This is a genomic window from Calothrix sp. NIES-2100 (assembly GCF_963875285.1).
Taxonomy (GTDB): Bacteria; Cyanobacteriota; Cyanobacteriia; order Cyanobacteriales; family Nostocaceae; genus Aulosira.
Window position 1 is genome coordinate 1,136,491 of sequence record NZ_CAWNLA010000001.1, and the last position, 15,153, is coordinate 1,151,643.

The 15,153-nt window shown below is 40.3% G+C and carries 11 protein-coding genes and 1 pseudogene; 4 read left to right on the plus strand and 8 right to left on the minus strand.

From position 1 onward, the window contains the following. The first annotated feature begins 1 nt into the window (after window position 1). Both AACU32_RS04640 and AACU32_RS04645 read left to right on the plus strand, forming a co-directional pair. The gene (locus AACU32_RS04640; protein ID WP_096598280.1) at window positions 2-838 is read left to right on the plus strand and encodes a TniB family NTP-binding protein; all 837 of its coding nucleotides are present in this window, start codon (window positions 2-4) and stop codon (window positions 836-838) included. Beyond that, entirely contained in the window at window positions 838-1,347 is a 510-nt protein-coding gene (locus AACU32_RS04645) for a TniQ family protein (RefSeq protein ID WP_096598282.1), read from the plus strand. The genes AACU32_RS04640 and AACU32_RS04645 overlap by 1 nt, the downstream gene beginning before the upstream one ends. Before the next feature lie 141 nt (window positions 1,348-1,488). Here the strand turns inward: AACU32_RS04645 and AACU32_RS04650 are convergent, their stop codons facing one another. The 3 genes from AACU32_RS04650 to AACU32_RS04660 form a co-directional block, all read right to left on the minus strand. After that, window positions 1,489-1,686, minus strand: a complete 198-nt coding sequence (locus AACU32_RS04650) for a hypothetical protein (RefSeq protein ID WP_096598284.1) — start codon at window positions 1,684-1,686, stop codon at window positions 1,489-1,491. A 158-nt stretch (window positions 1,687-1,844) separates the two neighbouring features. Then, window positions 1,845-2,150, minus strand: coding sequence for a hypothetical protein (locus tag AACU32_RS04655; RefSeq protein ID WP_096598286.1), 306 nt, complete (start codon window positions 2,148-2,150; stop codon window positions 1,845-1,847). Next, complete coding sequence (locus tag AACU32_RS04660; RefSeq protein WP_096598288.1) at window positions 2,147-2,665, minus strand: hypothetical protein; 519 nt, start codon at window positions 2,663-2,665, stop codon at window positions 2,147-2,149. The genes AACU32_RS04655 and AACU32_RS04660 overlap by 4 nt, the downstream gene beginning before the upstream one ends. Window positions 2,666-2,836: 171 nt before the next feature. Here AACU32_RS04660 and AACU32_RS04665 point away from each other — a divergent pair, with 171 nt between their 5' ends. Beyond that, a complete protein-coding gene (locus AACU32_RS04665) occupies window positions 2,837-3,010 on the plus strand; it encodes a ribbon-helix-helix domain-containing protein (RefSeq protein WP_071989489.1) in 174 nt (57 codons plus the stop codon). Between the two features lie 181 nt (window positions 3,011-3,191). On the opposite strand, the gene AACU32_RS04670 is transcribed toward AACU32_RS04665, so the two are convergent. The 4 genes from AACU32_RS04670 to AACU32_RS04685 all read right to left on the minus strand — a co-directional run bounded on the left by AACU32_RS04670 (window position 3,192) and on the right by AACU32_RS04685 (window position 8,892). Further along, entirely contained in the window at window positions 3,192-3,887 is a 696-nt protein-coding gene (locus AACU32_RS04670) for a hypothetical protein (protein ID WP_096598290.1), read from the minus strand. Then, window positions 3,880-7,062, minus strand: coding sequence for an HsdM family class I SAM-dependent methyltransferase (locus tag AACU32_RS04675; protein ID WP_096598292.1), 3,183 nt, complete (start codon window positions 7,060-7,062; stop codon window positions 3,880-3,882). Before AACU32_RS04675 ends, AACU32_RS04670 begins: the two co-directional genes overlap by 8 nt. A gap of 208 nt (window positions 7,063-7,270) precedes the next feature. After that, the gene (locus tag AACU32_RS04680) at window positions 7,271-7,393 is read right to left on the minus strand and encodes a hypothetical protein (RefSeq protein ID WP_339377512.1); all 123 of its coding nucleotides are present in this window, start codon (window positions 7,391-7,393) and stop codon (window positions 7,271-7,273) included. Between the two features lie 20 nt (window positions 7,394-7,413). Then, the gene (locus AACU32_RS04685) at window positions 7,414-8,892 is read right to left on the minus strand and encodes a type I restriction-modification system subunit M (protein ID WP_096598294.1); all 1,479 of its coding nucleotides are present in this window, start codon (window positions 8,890-8,892) and stop codon (window positions 7,414-7,416) included. A 300-nt stretch (window positions 8,893-9,192) separates the two neighbouring features. On the opposite strand from AACU32_RS04685, the pseudogene AACU32_RS04690 reads away from it, so the two are divergent. After that, a pseudogene (locus tag AACU32_RS04690) lies at window positions 9,193-13,683 on the plus strand (NACHT domain-containing protein). Window positions 13,684-13,863: 180 nt separating this feature from the next. On the opposite strand, the gene AACU32_RS04695 reads toward AACU32_RS04690, so the two are convergent. Continuing rightward, window positions 13,864-15,153: a hypothetical protein gene (locus AACU32_RS04695; RefSeq protein ID WP_096598296.1), complete on the minus strand. Its 1,290-nt coding sequence runs from the start codon at window positions 15,151-15,153 to the stop codon at window positions 13,864-13,866.

The following is a 15,153-nucleotide window of genomic DNA, read 5'->3' on the forward strand; positions in this document are numbered from 1 at the left end:
AATGACTTCAAAACAAGCTCAAGCAATTGCCCAACAATTAGGTGATATTCCAGTAAATGATGAAAAACTACAAGCAGAAATTCAACGATTGAATCGGAAGAGTTTTATCCCTCTAGAACAAGTAAAAATGCTCCATGACTGGTTGGATGGAAAGCGGCAATCACGCCAATCTGGTAGGGTTTTGGGAGAGTCAAGAACAGGTAAAACAATGGGTTGTGATGCCTACAGACTCCGGCATAAACCTAAACAAGAACCAGGAAAACCCCCTACTGTGCCTGTTGCTTATATCCAAATACCTCAAGAGTGTAGTGCGAAGGAGTTATTTGCTGCAATTATTGAGCATTTGAAATATCAAATGACAAAAGGAACAGTAGCAGAGATTAGAGAGAGAACGCTGCGGGTTCTTAAAGGATGTGGAGTGGAAATGCTGATTATTGATGAAGCTGATCGCTTTAAACCCAAGACTTTTGCTGAAGTGCGGGATATTTTTGACAAGTTGGAAATTGCAGTGATTTTGGTGGGTACTGACAGATTAGACGCTGTAATCAAGCGAGATGAGCAAGTTTATAACCGTTTTCGTTCCTGTCATCGGTTTGGTAAGTTTTCTGGGGAAGATTTTCAGCGAACTGTGGAGATTTGGGAAAAACAAGTTTTAAAACTGCCAGTTGCTTCTAATCTTTCCAGTAAGACGATGCTGAAGACTTTGGGTGAGACAACAGGAGGTTACATTGGGTTGCTGGATATGATTCTGAGGGAGTCAGCAATCCGGGCATTAAAGAAAGGATTAGCAAAGATTGATTTGGAAACCTTGAAGGAAGTAGCAGCAGAGTATAAATAATGGAAGTCCCAGAGATTCAATCTTGGCTGTTTCAAGTCGAACCTTTAGAGGGAGAAAGTCTGAGCCACTTTTTAGGACGCTTTCGACGGACAAACGATTTAACTGCTACTGGATTAGGCAAAGCAGCTGGACTTGGAGGCGTGATCGCACGTTGGGAGAAATTTCGGTTTAATCCCCCTCCTTCTCGCCAGCAGTTAGAGGCATTGGCTAAGGTTGTGGGGGTTAATGCTGATAGGCTAGCGCAGATGTTACCACCTGCTGGGGTGGGAATGAAAATGGAGCCAATTCGGCTCTGTGCTGCTTGTTATGTTGAATCACCTTGTCACAAAATTGAATGGCAGTTGAAGGTGACACAAGGATGTGCGAGGCACAATTTATCCTTGTTGTCAGAATGTCCAAACTGTGGTGCAAGATTTAAGGTTCCAGCAGTGTGGGTGGATGGTTGGTGTCAGCGATGTTTTCTGACTTTTGCCGATATGGTCAAGCATCAAAAGTCTATTGATTACTAAGTTTGTGCAATATAGTATTCAAATTTTAGCCACTAATAATCCCCCCTGCTTTACTCGAAAAAGGTAACATGGGGGGATATTTTATGTTTCAACAAATAACAGAATTCGCTACAAATTAAATTGACTCCCAGAATAATCGAATTATGGAGTAATTTGCTCTGGTTGCTCGACTGCCGGATTGAAAATAATTGAGAAAGTTGCATTTGGTATCAGTTGGTGTAGAGCTTGTGAATGAGCTTCCGCATCACTCCGACGGCGAAAACGAGCAACTATCTGGTGTTGCATACTAGGAAAATGGCGGACTATACACCAAGGATTGAGCTTTTCAATGTAGGTCACAAAACCCTCCTGATAATACTTATGATTTAGCTGGTGAATTGCAGTTGATTAATAGACAAAGGTTGCTTAAACATTCTCAAAACTAAAGCCACCCTACTTTGAGAGTGGCTGGTAAAAAAATGTCAGAATGATATTGAAATTTGTTGACTTTGCGATTCCTAGTTATGACGTTTGAGAGAACAGAGTATCTTCAGCAATTCTTCGGGAATCTCCTCAAAGTGTTCTAGCAGAAAGTCCATGAGGGCAAGATGGCGTAAATCGCTAGACATGGGATGGCGATAATTGCGACCTTTGGAAAACCAACGCCGGACAGTTGATACTGAGCGAGAGCATATCCGAGCGATCGCTTCATGATTGACATCCCATTTAGCATAAAAATTCTTGGGTGTCATTCCTAGTTGACAATGGCTATATAGATCAATCAAATTTTGCTCTCGTATCTGTAAAGGACGCGGATTAGTCATAGCATTGGTTCCGCTTCCTGCGGTTCTAAATCTTCTTCCCAGGCAATATCGGTAGATATCCAAGCGGCACTGGGGCTATCTTTGCTCAACCAAATTAGGTAGCACCAAGTCCAGCAGCAAAGATGGGGAGCAAAGCTGTAAAATCTGCCGATCGCAATTCCCCAATCGGTGTCAGAACCAATCCAACGCAATTTATCGCCGTACAAAAAGCGGGGTGTCTTTGCTGCATTCGGAAAGTCTTCGGGTAAATCAACAGAACTCGGAGAAAATTTCTGGTTAATTAATCTTGGGAGTAAATCCTGGCGATTGAGCGCCATTGCACTCAAATAATTAGCAATCACTTCAGCATCGATACTCTGGGTTAATTGAGAAATCAACAATGCTGCTAAACTTTCTTGTTCTTGCTGTTCACAATAATTGCTGAGTTTCGCCAATAATTCAGCAATACCAAAGTCATCTAAAGCTTGTTGATAACCTCTGTATTGATCCGTTTTGTGGCAAACAGGTCTTAACATGGAATATGTCTCCTGTGAAAGGGAGCCAGAAGCCAGCGTCATCCCTGAGAAAGTTGTGCGCTGGCTTTTGACTTATCAGTAATTATACATAGATTTTATGTACTTCTATTTAAATTTATTTGTTTTTAGTGATTTAATATAAAAATACATAGAAAAGCTGATGATAGCCACATGGGGAAAGTAACACTAAGTATTTACATGGAAGAAGAAGACAAAGAAGCTCTGCAACAACTGGCGGATGCAGAGGAGCGTTCTTTGTCGCAAATGGCGGTGTTAATTCTCAAACGAGCGATTAGACAAGCGCAGGCAGATGGAACGATTTCACCGCCTGGTAAGGGGAAGTGAGGCGATCGGTTATTCTGTTTGTAGAAGATAGTTAGGCTGTCCCTTTAATGAAGAGCTTGGGACTGTAAATTAATGTTGTACTCAAGAAATGATGACTAAAGATTCAGTTTGTGGTGAGAAAATCCTTGCTGAGGAAAAGGTTCTACTACGTTTACTAACTAATCAGTAGCGAGTTTTGACTTTATACTGAAGATGTATTAGTAGGGACTGAAGCAATCATTTTTAATAGTAAATGGTGACAACGAAATTCAACAGGATATGATTTGCCTGATGGAACTACCCGTTGGTGATCTGAGGTTTTGTGATCCCGACTTGGAAAATCTGGATGATCGCTTAATGGGCATGGTACTTTGGTTGCAATATTGGTAAAAGCCTTGTTTGAATCACCAGAAAAAAGATAACCCAGCATTCCTCCCTCACTAGAGAATGGAGCATATCTACAAGTCCTAAAATTGTTATTTATTTCTTTTACATATTCAGTTACATCTAGATCTGGTTTCAAAACCTTAGCTTCCAAAGGCCAAATAATTCTGTCATTAGCTATGAGAATAAATGCAATATCATACTGCGGAGGTTGAGCTTGTGCTGATTTGCTGGTTTCAAATTCATACACTTCTTGCTGAACTTCAAAAGGTTCGTCCCCAGTCATACCCCTACGAATCCTCCACCCAAGAGCTTGAGTAATACTCCTTTCTAACTGCTCCTCTGTGCCATCAAAATTAATTTGTGATAAAAACTCAGTAGTCAGCCTATCATAGCCTTCCCAAACAAGTTTTATCAAAATTGATATAGCATCAGGATTCCATGCTTTTGCTAATTTCACAAAATCATCTGTATTCGGATACCTCTTTTGAAAAATATTTCCTCTTCTAGCCACTATATGAATCCCCTATAACTGCTGATTCTTTATCAAATGATGTGGCAGACATCATGATATCTGCGGCTACTTCATCAGCATCTCTTAAAGCCATTGAGCGAGTCCAGTAACGAATTTTGTCAGGTTTGATTAAATAAATAGTAGGAATATTCACCCCATTTAATTGAACAGAATCATAAATCCTCGCAACACGTTGATAAAAGATGCCACCATCTTCTATACTTCCTCTCTTCATATACAACTTATTTAAATTCTCCAAGCGTTCCATTAAGTCAGGAGAGTCAATAGGTTCAATATGTACACCATGACAATCAGGTCTATTTAGATAGATTGCGACTAAGCGAACAGGGAGAGAATTGTTAGTTATTTCCTGAAAAATGGTGGTGCAAACTTGTTTATCTTGTCCAAATCCTGCTTGAAGAACTCGCAAGAAATACTCGCAGTATGCTGTAAGTACAGGTTCATTATTATTCTGAGATTGACTATTATCTCTACGAAGAGTTCTTTGTCTTCCTGGAGAAGCAGTATCTCCTTTAAAGTCGGGTAAGGTGTAATTAAATAGATCATTAATTAGCACCCATTCACTATCTTTGAATTCAAAAGCTTGGCGTATACGCTCATCTATATCATCAATTGTTTTTATGTTCTCCAATACTCCTACCTGAGCTTCAGGTATTGGCATACGTAATAAATCACTTGGTTTTACCTCAGGAATATATGACGCAAAACGGCCATTTGAAAGAAACAGATAATACACAGCTAGCTTACTTTTATAGCTAAGACAAGCTGCTTCTAAGATGAAATTGTTTTCTTCAGAAGTATGTACACTGATGTAGCTACCAGAACATATAATACCTTGATTATTTAGTGGTTCTGATTCAGTGATAGCAACCTGGAAACGACTTGATTTTTTCGACCAACTAAGTTTAATTATTAATTGTGGTAAATCAAATGCAGCCAAATTAGTTAAACGGTGTGTATATGGATCTTCATTAATAGGTAGTTGGTTTGCTACAAAGTGAGTACAAGTTCCTTCAGGAAATAGTTTAGTAAATGGTTTAGCCTCTAAAATACGTCTTCCTAAAATTGCAGTATGACGTTTTTGACGACTACCTCTGATAATTCCTTGGGATGATATAACAATATTTAGCCCTTCAAGTTTTGCAAGGCTTTGGTAGTTACTTAATCTACGAACTAAAGATAAATCACGTCTGCTTCCCCACATTAATGCTGTCCAAACTAAAGGATCTGCTAATGCTTCTTGTGGGTAAATATAATTAATATCATGTGGCTCTATGACTATATGATAGTCATCCTCATTAGTCATAACTGGCTTAGGACAAATGTATGTCAAAGGCTCACCATCAGGAGGTATTACTGAAATGGTAATGATACAAGCTGGAGAAATAGCATCTTTGAAAAGTCCAAAACGCAATGTAGATAGGTTAACAATCTCATTAATTTTGAACTCTGAAAAAAGCCTAGCTCGGAATTCTTGAGCAGTGCTAACCTGATTAAAGATTAAAGCAAGTGCAGGCTGAATCATTGCTACTTGTCCACCTGCTTTGGTTAAAGCAGCGGCTTTTGGTAAAAATAATGGGCCAATATTTGTATAAGAACTTTTCCACTTATTTTTTTCAGCCCATAACTTCGCTAATGGGGTCATACTTTTTTCACCCCAAGGTGCATTACCAACAACTAAATCATATTTATTTGCATCTTGAATCGAACGAAAACCTTCTTTATCTTCATGAAAAAAATCAGCAGCTACTAATTGACGTTCACGCAATCGGGGAAAGCGAAACTCATTCTCCCAATAATCTTGAGGCTGAACTTTATCAAGCATAGTTAGATAGAGACTAAAAGAAGCTACTCTTACTGCTTGAGTATCTACATCAACACCAAATAAATTATTTTCTAGTAAATATTTTAAATCGCTCGGCTTAATTGTTTTTGCATGAGCTTGTTCCCATCTATAAATTAACCGCTGGAATGCTTTTACGAGAAAAATTCCTGAACCACAAGCAGGATCAAGAATCTTGATATCCCATTCCTGACTATCCCAAGGTAAAACACCATCTAGTACAAAATCAACTATGTGTTCTGGTGTGTAATGAATTCCTGTACCAGATTCCTTACTTACAAATTCTTCATATATACTGCTAATAAAATCTAAAGGTATAACGTCAAAGTGGTAATATGGCCAAAGGCTTATTTGTCCACTTTCCATATCTACATCACCACTGACGAAATCAGCAAGTATATTGAGATGATTATCTTTTACTTTGTCTTCTTCTGTTTGCCATTCCGCTTCACGTTCTTCTTCGGTAGCTCCTTTACCTGGGAATAAATCACCATTGAACTTACCATTGAGCCAACGGAAAAATTTATAAATATCTCTATTATTTCTTAATATCTCAGGCAAATTAGAGTATCTAGCTGATAATTCTCCAATCCTATATAAATGATCAAGTAAGTTTGTATTTAGACCAGGATTTCCTTCAGAATCTTGGCGATCAAAAAGGAATTGAATAAAAATAATTCTTGCTAATAAATCATGAATTGTATTATCATCAAGTTCATTTTGTTGAAGTTTCTGCCGAACACTTTTCAGGTTTCTCAATAGCATCTGGTCAGCGGCTTGGCTTCGTTGAAATCGCTGGCTATGTTCTTGGAAAAATTGACCTGATACCAAATCAGCCCAGTGTAGGCGCAGCGTTTCAGCGGCTTGTACTGAAAGAGAAGGCTGATTGAATAATTGAAGTTCTTGTCTAGAAACTTCAATTACTGGATGGATAATATCTTCTGCTGTTGGTGGTTCTTCGTAGCACGTCCAAATTCTTAATCGGTTAGGTTCTGCTGTAATTAATGATGGTGTACGAGAAAAACTCCAAGCAAGTCTATAGGTTTTTCTTAATGTGTCTTCTGATACTTCGTTTTGAAAGTCGCACACCAGAGCAATAGGTGCTTCTGTTGAGTCACCTTGAGGATTTGCAGCCAGCACTCCTATTTGCACACCATGACCATCTGAAAGCTTGCTGATAGTCCTGCCTAATTTTTCCCTAGCGATTTGTGCATAAACACTAGGCCCAGCACCCGATGGCTCCAAAATCTGTTGTGGAGTCGGCCAGTGAAGCTTTTCATGTGCTAGTTCAAGTAGTCCAGACTGTGGCATGTAGTTCTTTAAGCTGCATTATATGATTTCACATTTCAACCATCACATTGTCATGAATTGATTGACATTATTCAACAGTACATTAGTATTATTGCATCCGGCAATAATACTTAACTGGAGTTGACAAAATCTTTTTGAATGCGAACCCAATTTCATTAGACGCAAGCGATGCTGATAACATACAACATAATATCTTGTGACTTAAGTTTTAATCAGCCAATTTAATAGTCAACTGCTGATAAATCACGTCCAAGCAGCGCGAAATCACAGGTTTACCTTCATTTAAAGATGCGATCGCACCTCCTAACTCAAACTCTACAAATTCAAGCATCACCCCCGCACCCAATCCACTTACACTTCACTGACAGTTTTCGCTTCTAAGTTCTCGGTGATACTTTGGAAGAGTTCCAGGGCTGCTTCTAAATCTTCAGCAATCTCTAAAGCTAAAACATCCGGTGCAGGGAGGTTATCAGAGTCTTCTAAACTTTCATCCCTCAGCCAGAAAATATCCAGACTGACTTTATCCCTTTGCATCAGTTCTTCATAGCTAAAGGCTCGAAACCTTTCTGTTTCCTGGCGTTCCTGGCGATTTTGAGCATTAAAGCATTGGACAAAGTCTTGCAAATTTTCGTAGCGCAGAGAATTGGTCTTCAAAGTAAAGTGCTGGTTGGTTCTAAAATCGTAAATCCAGAGTTTCTTAGTCCAGGGATCGGCGCTGGCGGGTTTGCGGTCAAAGAATAACACGTTAGCTTTGACACCTTGAGCGTAGAATATACCTGTTGGTAGTCTTAGCAAGGTATGTACGTCGCATTCGTGCAGTAATTTCTTGCGGATGGTTTCACCAGCACCACCTTCAAACAGGACGTTATCAGGAACAACAACCGCAGCTTTTCCGTTGATTTGCAGTAGGGTTTTGACGTGCTGGAGGAAGTTTAGCTGTTTGTTAGATGTGGTAGCCCAAAAGTCATCACGGCGATAAACGACCTTTTCTTTGTCTGCTTTGCCATCGTCGTTGAAAACGGTGATGCTGCTTTTTTTGCCAAAGGGTGGATTTGTTAATACTAATTCAAAGCGATCGCCTGGATCTGCCATCAAGCTATCTTTGGCTTCCACTGGACTTTCATCACCTGCAATGCCGTGTAAATACAGATTCATCGCACAGAGGCGCACTACCCCATCAGCAACATCAAATCCTTTAAAGGTTTGATTTTTCAGGAATTGCTTTTGGGCTTTATCGAGTTTGTAATTTTTGGTGATGGTGTCATTAGCAACTAAGAAAAAACCACCTGTACCGCAAGCAGGATCGCAGATGCGCTGTCCTGGTTGGGGTTGCATGACTTCGACAATAGCTTTAATTAATGCCCTCGGTGTAAAATACTGTCCTGCACCGCCTTTGACATCTTCGGCGTTCTTTTGCAGCAATCCTTCGTAAATTTCCCCTTTGACATCGATATCTAAACCAATCCAAGTTTCTGAGTTGATGAGTTCTACCAGTCGCTTGAGTTTGGCTGGGTCTTGAATTTTGTTTTGCGATTTGCGGAAGATAACGCCCAATAGTCCTTTTTCTTTACCCAGATTTTCTAAGGTGTGGCGGTACTGGGTTTCTAAAGCATCACCATCTTGCGATCGCAGTGCCTCCCAACTGTATTCTGTAGGAATGGTGGAACGTTTGCCCAAAGGTGGGGGAAGTTGGTTTTGTTCTTCGACCATCTTCAGGAACAGCAGATAGGTAAGCTGTTCCACATAGTCACTGTAGCTAACGCCGTCATCGCGGAGGACGTTGCAGTAATTCCAGAGTTTTTGAACGATGGTTGAGGATTCGTTAGCCATTGACTGATGCTACAGGGAGTTTTACTAGTAACGAAGCATTATATATTTTTGAGATAGCGATCGCAGTGAAGACAGGCTCAAATTAATATTCGGTTGCTCACTTCCAGCCTCACCGATTGTCTACCTGATGAATGCATGGCTGCAAAAAATCCCAAAGCTTGAGTATATTACAGTGATTAGGTGTATTTTTTCGAGAATGATTGAGAAAGTATAAAATAAAACTTTTTTTGGCGGTATATCATTTCTAATAGTAAGTAACCCTTAGTTAGCAAGATAGCTCTGTGCTTTCGGAGTATCCTAATGAATTTGATTAATCTGGATCTGGTCTTTAACGCCATTACTAGCATCGCCAATCCTTTAATTAAAGAAAAAATTCTGCGTAGTGAGACAGTAATTAAGTTACTCCAGCAATTTAATCTTGACCCAGAGCATCCACCTGCTGATTTTAGTGGTGTTTACGCCTATGCGTTAGTAGAATACGGCGTAGGCAAACCAAAACCACTGCTGGAATTATTCCGACAAGAAGCAATTAAACAAGCCTTTCGCACAGCGTTAAACCACAATAATCCCTCAATTCTCCTTTCTGAAGTTGATGTTTTTCTAGATACCTATACCTTGGGTGATGACATCAGAAGTTTGGAACTTGATATCAGGCGAGAAGTAGCTGAATTTGCGACAGTATTTATCGAAGTTGCTAAACGCACTCGCACACCTGCGGATGTGTTGCTGAACCAGAAAATAGGTTCTCTACATAAAAGGATTGCAAGTATCCAAGAACAACTGGAAAGATTGCCGACGCTGGAGGGAATTCGCACAGAAATAGCAAGGTTGGCAGTAGATAATTATCCTGCACTACCCCCAAGTGTAACCGAAAACCAATGTAGAGCGATGTCTAACGACAAGCTGCTTCGCATCTACGCACTTGCCCAGCAGATGCGAGGATGGTTTGAAACCTTGGGCTATGACTTTGAAAAATATGAAATCTGGGCGGAAGAATATTTTGAATGGATAATTCACATCCCAGTACGTCGCAGTTATGACCGCATTCTTATCCGTGGTGTTGCTGGGGAAATTGGACTGAGTGATGTCATGGCATTGCGTTCTTCAGTTGAGGCGCAAAAAACTGATGAAGGATGGTTAGTAACAACCCGCCGCATTTCCCGCGCCGCCAGGGATGAAGTCAAAAAGGAAGCAAATCGTCATCTTGATTGTTTCACTTTTGACGAACTAATTGACTTGGATGCTGACTTTAATGCCTATCTCGACTGGCTAGAAGCGGAAATCAAACGCCGAAAAATTGATACCAAGTATGTACCCCTTGCTTGTACAAAAGAAGAAATTGACCCGGTGACCAAGCGGCAAATTGGGGTGAGTCGATATGAAGAAGAAGACGGCTGGATTGATGGATATATTGACTTGTGGCTTGATGACCCTGCAAAAGAGCATATTTCCATTTTGGGAGAATTTGGCACAGGTAAAACTTGGTTTGTCTTTCACTATGCTTGGACTGCACTGCAACGTTACCGCGATGCTCAAAAACGAGGCGTTGAACGTCCCCGTCTGCCTTTAGTAATTACCTTGCGTGACTTTGCCAAAGCCTTAAATGTAGAAAATGTTTTGGCAGGATTCTTTTTTACCCAACATAATATCCGCATCAACAGCGAAGTTTTTGACCAACTCAACCGCATGGGTAAGTTGCTGCTAATTTTCGATGGCTTTGACGAAATGGCAGCAAAAGTTGACCGTCAACAAATGATTAATAACTTTTGGGAACTGGCAAAGGTGGTAGTTCCCGGTGCTAAAGTTATCCTTACTTGTCGGACTGAGCATTTCCCAGAGGCGAAGGAAGGACGCGCTTTACTCAATGCAGAATTGCAAGCATCTACTAAAAAATTAACTGGCGAAACACCACAATTTGAAGTCTTGGAATTGGAGAAATTCAACGATGAGCAAATTCGGCAGGTGTTGTCATACCAAGCTGAAGCTCCGACAGTTGAACAAGTCTTGAGTAATCCGCAATTATTAGACTTAGCCCGTCGTCCAGTGATGACAGATTTAATCTTGGAAGCATTGCCAGATATTGAGGCGGGTAAACCTGTGGATATGTCACGGGTTTATCTCTACGCAGTACGGCGCAAGATGGAACGGGACATCAAAGCAGAACGTACTTTTACTTCCTTGGCAGATAAACTGTACTTTTTATGCGAACTCTCCTGGGAAATGCTGTCTACTGACCAAATGAGCCTGAATTATCGCCTTTTCCCAGAACGTATCCGCCGCTTATTTGGTTCTAGTGTTCAAGAAGAGAAGGATTTAGACCATTGGCATTATGACATGATGGCGCAGACAATGCTTGTCCGCAATGCTGATGGTGATTATACTCCCGCGCATAGGTCGCTGTTAGAATTTTTTGTAGCGTATAAATTTGCCGCAGAGTTGGGGGCATTAGCTAGCGACTTTACGGAATTAGCTCAAGCACAGTCAGATTTGGATAGCAGTACAGTTGCTATTGATTATACTTGGTCTGGTTATTTTTCTCGTTATGGAAGTAGTGGGGCGATACCGCCTGCGGCAACCTCTTTGCGGAATGCACCCCTTAGAGAATTTAGAAGTGAGCCTTTGGATAAGTTGAGAGAGACTTTTGGCAAAGCACCACTTACAAAAGCTGTGATGGATCTGCTTTTACCGATGTTAGGTGACAAGAAGTCTCTTATTGGTGTTATAGAGGCGACGCGAAATAAAACTGAGGATGAAGTTGGTTATGTAGGGGGAAATGCGGTGACTTTAGTGATTAAGGTTGATAAAGTAGCGTTAGAAGGGGGAGATTTCAACCGTGTGGTAATTAAAGGTGCTGATTTTACTTACGCTAGCCTACATGATGTTAATTTCGCACAGGCTAGTTTAAGAGATTCCGTATTTGCTGAAACATTTGATTCTATTTTATCTGTTACATTTAACCCAAATTCAAACCTTCTAGCTACAGGCCATGAATCAGATGGCACAGTTCACTTATGGGATGTTTCAACAGGAAAAGAGGTTTTAACTCTTAAAGGACATCAAACGGCAGTGTGGTCAGTTGCTTTTAGCCCAGATGGCAAACTTCTTGCTAGTGGTAGTTACGATCAAACTATAAAGCTGTGGAATTTTCACAAAGGTGAATGCTCAAAGACTCTCACGGGAAATAACAGTTGGTTACGTTCAGTTGCTTTTAGCCCAAATGGCAAAATTCTTGCTAGTGGCAGTGCTGACACAACAGTAAGACTATGGGATATACATACAGGAGAATGTTTGAGAACTCTGACAGGACATACAAAAGTTGTTCTTTCTGTTGCCTTTAGTCCAGATAATCAGACCCTTGCCAGTGGCAGTGGCGATCACACCATCAGATTATGGAATATTCATACAGGGGAATGTCTGAAAATTTTATCTCAGCATAATAGTTATGTAGAGTCAGTGGCTTTTAGCCTAGACAATCAGATACTTGCTAGTGGTAGCGGCGATCAAACAATCAGATTATGGAATATCAACACAGGAGAATGCCTTAAAACTTTACACGCGCATAATATTTGGATAAACTCAGTAGCTTTTAGTCCAGATGGTCAGACTCTTGCTAGTTGTGGTGGAGATCAAAAGGTGAAGTTATGGAATATCAACACAGGAGAATGCCTTAAAACATTGCTAGGACATACAAGTTCGGTTTGGTCAGTAGCTTTTAGTTCAGATGGCAAGACTCTTGCTAGCGGTAGTAGAGACCAAACACTTAGGTTTTGGAATGTGAACACTGGAGAATGTTTTAGAATCTTTCAGGGATATAACAATGCTGTACGTTCAATAGCTTTTAGTCCAGATGGTCAGAGTCTTGTTAGCGGTGGCAATGATCGAGTAGTAAAACTGTGGGATATCAAGACCAGTAAATGCTTGAAAGTGATGCAAGAAAAAACTGACTTGATACGTTCAGTAGCTTTTAGTTCAGATGGAAAAACTATTGCTAGTGCTGGCAATGATAGAACAATAAGGTTATGGAACGCTAGTAGGGGTGAATGTCTAAAAATCATGCAGGGGCATAGTGACTGGGTACGTTCAGTAGCTTTCAGTCCAGATGGTCAACTTCTTGCCAGTTGTAGTGGTGACAGCACTGTGAAGCTCTGGAACACTTTCACGGGTGAGTGTTTAAAAACCTTTCAAGCAAATAACGGTGGGAGCTTATCAATTGCCTTTAGTCCAAACGGTCAATTCCTTGCCAGTTGTGGCTTCGATCAATTAGTAAAGTTATGGCATATTCACACTGGCTCATGCCAAATAACCTTCAAAGGACATACAAATTTGGTACGTTCAGTTGCCTTCAGCGCAGATGGTCAGTTTCTCGCCAGTAGTGGTGATGAGCCTATGATAAGGTTATGGGATATTAATAGTGGGAAATGCTTAAAAACTTTGCAACATGAGAGTATAGGGGTACACTCAATTGCGTTGAGTTATAATGGTGAGACTCTTGCTAGCGGTAGCTTTGACCACACTATAAGACTGTGGAATATCCCCACTGGTAAATGTCTGAAAATTTTATAGGGGCATACAAACTGGATCACTTCAGTTACTTTTAGTCCAGATCGTAAAACTCTTGCTAGTAACAGTGGAGATGGCACAATCAAGTTTTGGGATATCAAGACAGGCGATTGTGTCAAAACCCTTAGAGATCGCCCCTATGAACGCATGAACATCACGGGTATTAAAGGCTTAACCGAAGCTGAAAAAGCTACCCTTAAAGCATTAGGTGCAGTTGAAGATGCAGAATAAATCAGGAAAATATATGCAAGTGATGTTGAGGAGCGATCGCACCACCCATCCATTTACACTCATACAGTAAGAGCGATCGCTTCCCCAATTCTGACAGGTCTTGAATGTGCGATAAAAGCAAATACTGCCAACTCGTGAGGCGATCGCCGATATCACTCCGACTGATATAACTGCAATTGCTTAATCATTAGGTGGTAAGACATACAACCCTGTTGCAGCATTAGAGCCTGGTAGGAGATCTCGGCTACTGCTAACATTTCTACTTTCACATAAGGCAGCAAAAGATTGTAAACCGTCTAATCTTGCTGAAAGTTCGCTAAGAGTATCTAAATATTCAGCTATTGCAATTTGACGATGTAACCATGCTTCATCCCACTGCGAGCTATGGGACATTTCAAACTCTACATCAATATGAATCTTTTTACTGCGAATATCCTCAGGAGATAGTATGCGATCGCTGGGAGAAATTTCTATAATTCTTTCAACTCTTTGAGGAGTAATATACTCTTGAAACCGAGGATGATTAAAGCGATAAGTTGTAGATAAATAAGGGTTTTCATCACTAATTAATTCATTACCCCATCTTTGGGCTACTTGTTGAAATTTTGGTACTTCTACAGCTAGTAATTCTCTAGCTTCTTGATGTTGACCAATTTCTAAAAGAAGCTGCGCTTCCGTTGCTGTGGCTACAGCACATCCTTGAATAGATATATCAGTGTTGAGCATTAATTCAGCATCTAATTCTGGAGTAGCTTGTAGAGCTTGGTTAGCTAAAAATAAACGTACTCTAGAGGCGACTTTTAAAGATTCTCTAGATGATTCATTCGGAAAACGCTTGCGATCATCAAGTTCGGCATTTAAAGCAGCAATCTCTTTAATTAACATTGCTTGATGAAGATGAGAGATAGCTTTAGCAAGGCTTTGTTGTTGTTTTCGGTTATCTTCTACTAATAAAAAAAGATATCCAAGTTGCCCAGAGATAATATCTAAACGTTGCTCAACACGATTTAAACTAGCTCCAACTTGCCTAAAACCTTCTTGTATACCACCCTCAATACGATATAAGCTTGCTTCAATTCGGTCAAAACCTTCTTCCATAGATTGTTGAAGATGACCTAATTGCTTTTGAATTTGGTGTAATTTATAGCCCATGTAGGCGAAACCAAGAATACTAACACCAAGATTTAAAACACTTGCTCCAGCAGCTATTTGACTTAAACCCATTACTGAGGATAAACTTTGTTCAATACCTAGCAATTTATAATAATTAACACCTTCTCCAATAACTTTAGCTCCGCTAATTACTTTATCAGTCACTCCTGGTGCTTCTACTAGATGGCGGATAATTTGACCTGCATTTTCTGTACCAGCAGCCCAGCGAATAACGCTACCATAGCGTTTCATCGAGCCATCTAATAAACCTTTAATAATCCAGGAATTATTAACTAAAAGAGTGGTATCTATTAACAT

Excerpts from the sequence above, each read along its gene's own strand:
- AACU32_RS04640 (WP_096598280.1), top strand. The coding sequence starts at position 2 with ATGACTTCAAAACAAGCTCAAGCAATTGCCCAACAATTAGGTGATATT.
- AACU32_RS04645 (WP_096598282.1), top strand. The coding sequence starts at position 838 with ATGGAAGTCCCAGAGATTCAATCTTGGCTGTTTCAAGTCGAACCTTTA.
- AACU32_RS04655 (WP_096598286.1), bottom strand. The coding sequence starts at position 2,150 with ATGACTAATCCGCGTCCTTTACAGATACGAGAGCAAAATTTGATTGAT.
- AACU32_RS04660 (WP_096598288.1), bottom strand. The coding sequence starts at position 2,665 with ATGTTAAGACCTGTTTGCCACAAAACGGATCAATACAGAGGTTATCAA.
- AACU32_RS04665 (WP_071989489.1), top strand. The coding sequence starts at position 2,837 with ATGGGGAAAGTAACACTAAGTATTTACATGGAAGAAGAAGACAAAGAA.
- AACU32_RS04675 (WP_096598292.1), bottom strand. The coding sequence starts at position 7,062 with ATGCCACAGTCTGGACTACTTGAACTAGCACATGAAAAGCTTCACTGG.
- AACU32_RS04680 (WP_339377512.1), bottom strand. The coding sequence starts at position 7,393 with ATGCTTGAATTTGTAGAGTTTGAGTTAGGAGGTGCGATCGCATCTTTA.
- AACU32_RS04685 (WP_096598294.1), bottom strand. The coding sequence starts at position 8,892 with ATGGCTAACGAATCCTCAACCATCGTTCAAAAACTCTGGAATTACTGC.
- AACU32_RS04695 (WP_096598296.1), bottom strand. The coding sequence starts at position 15,153 with ATGTTAATAGATACCACTCTTTTAGTTAATAATTCCTGGATTATTAAA.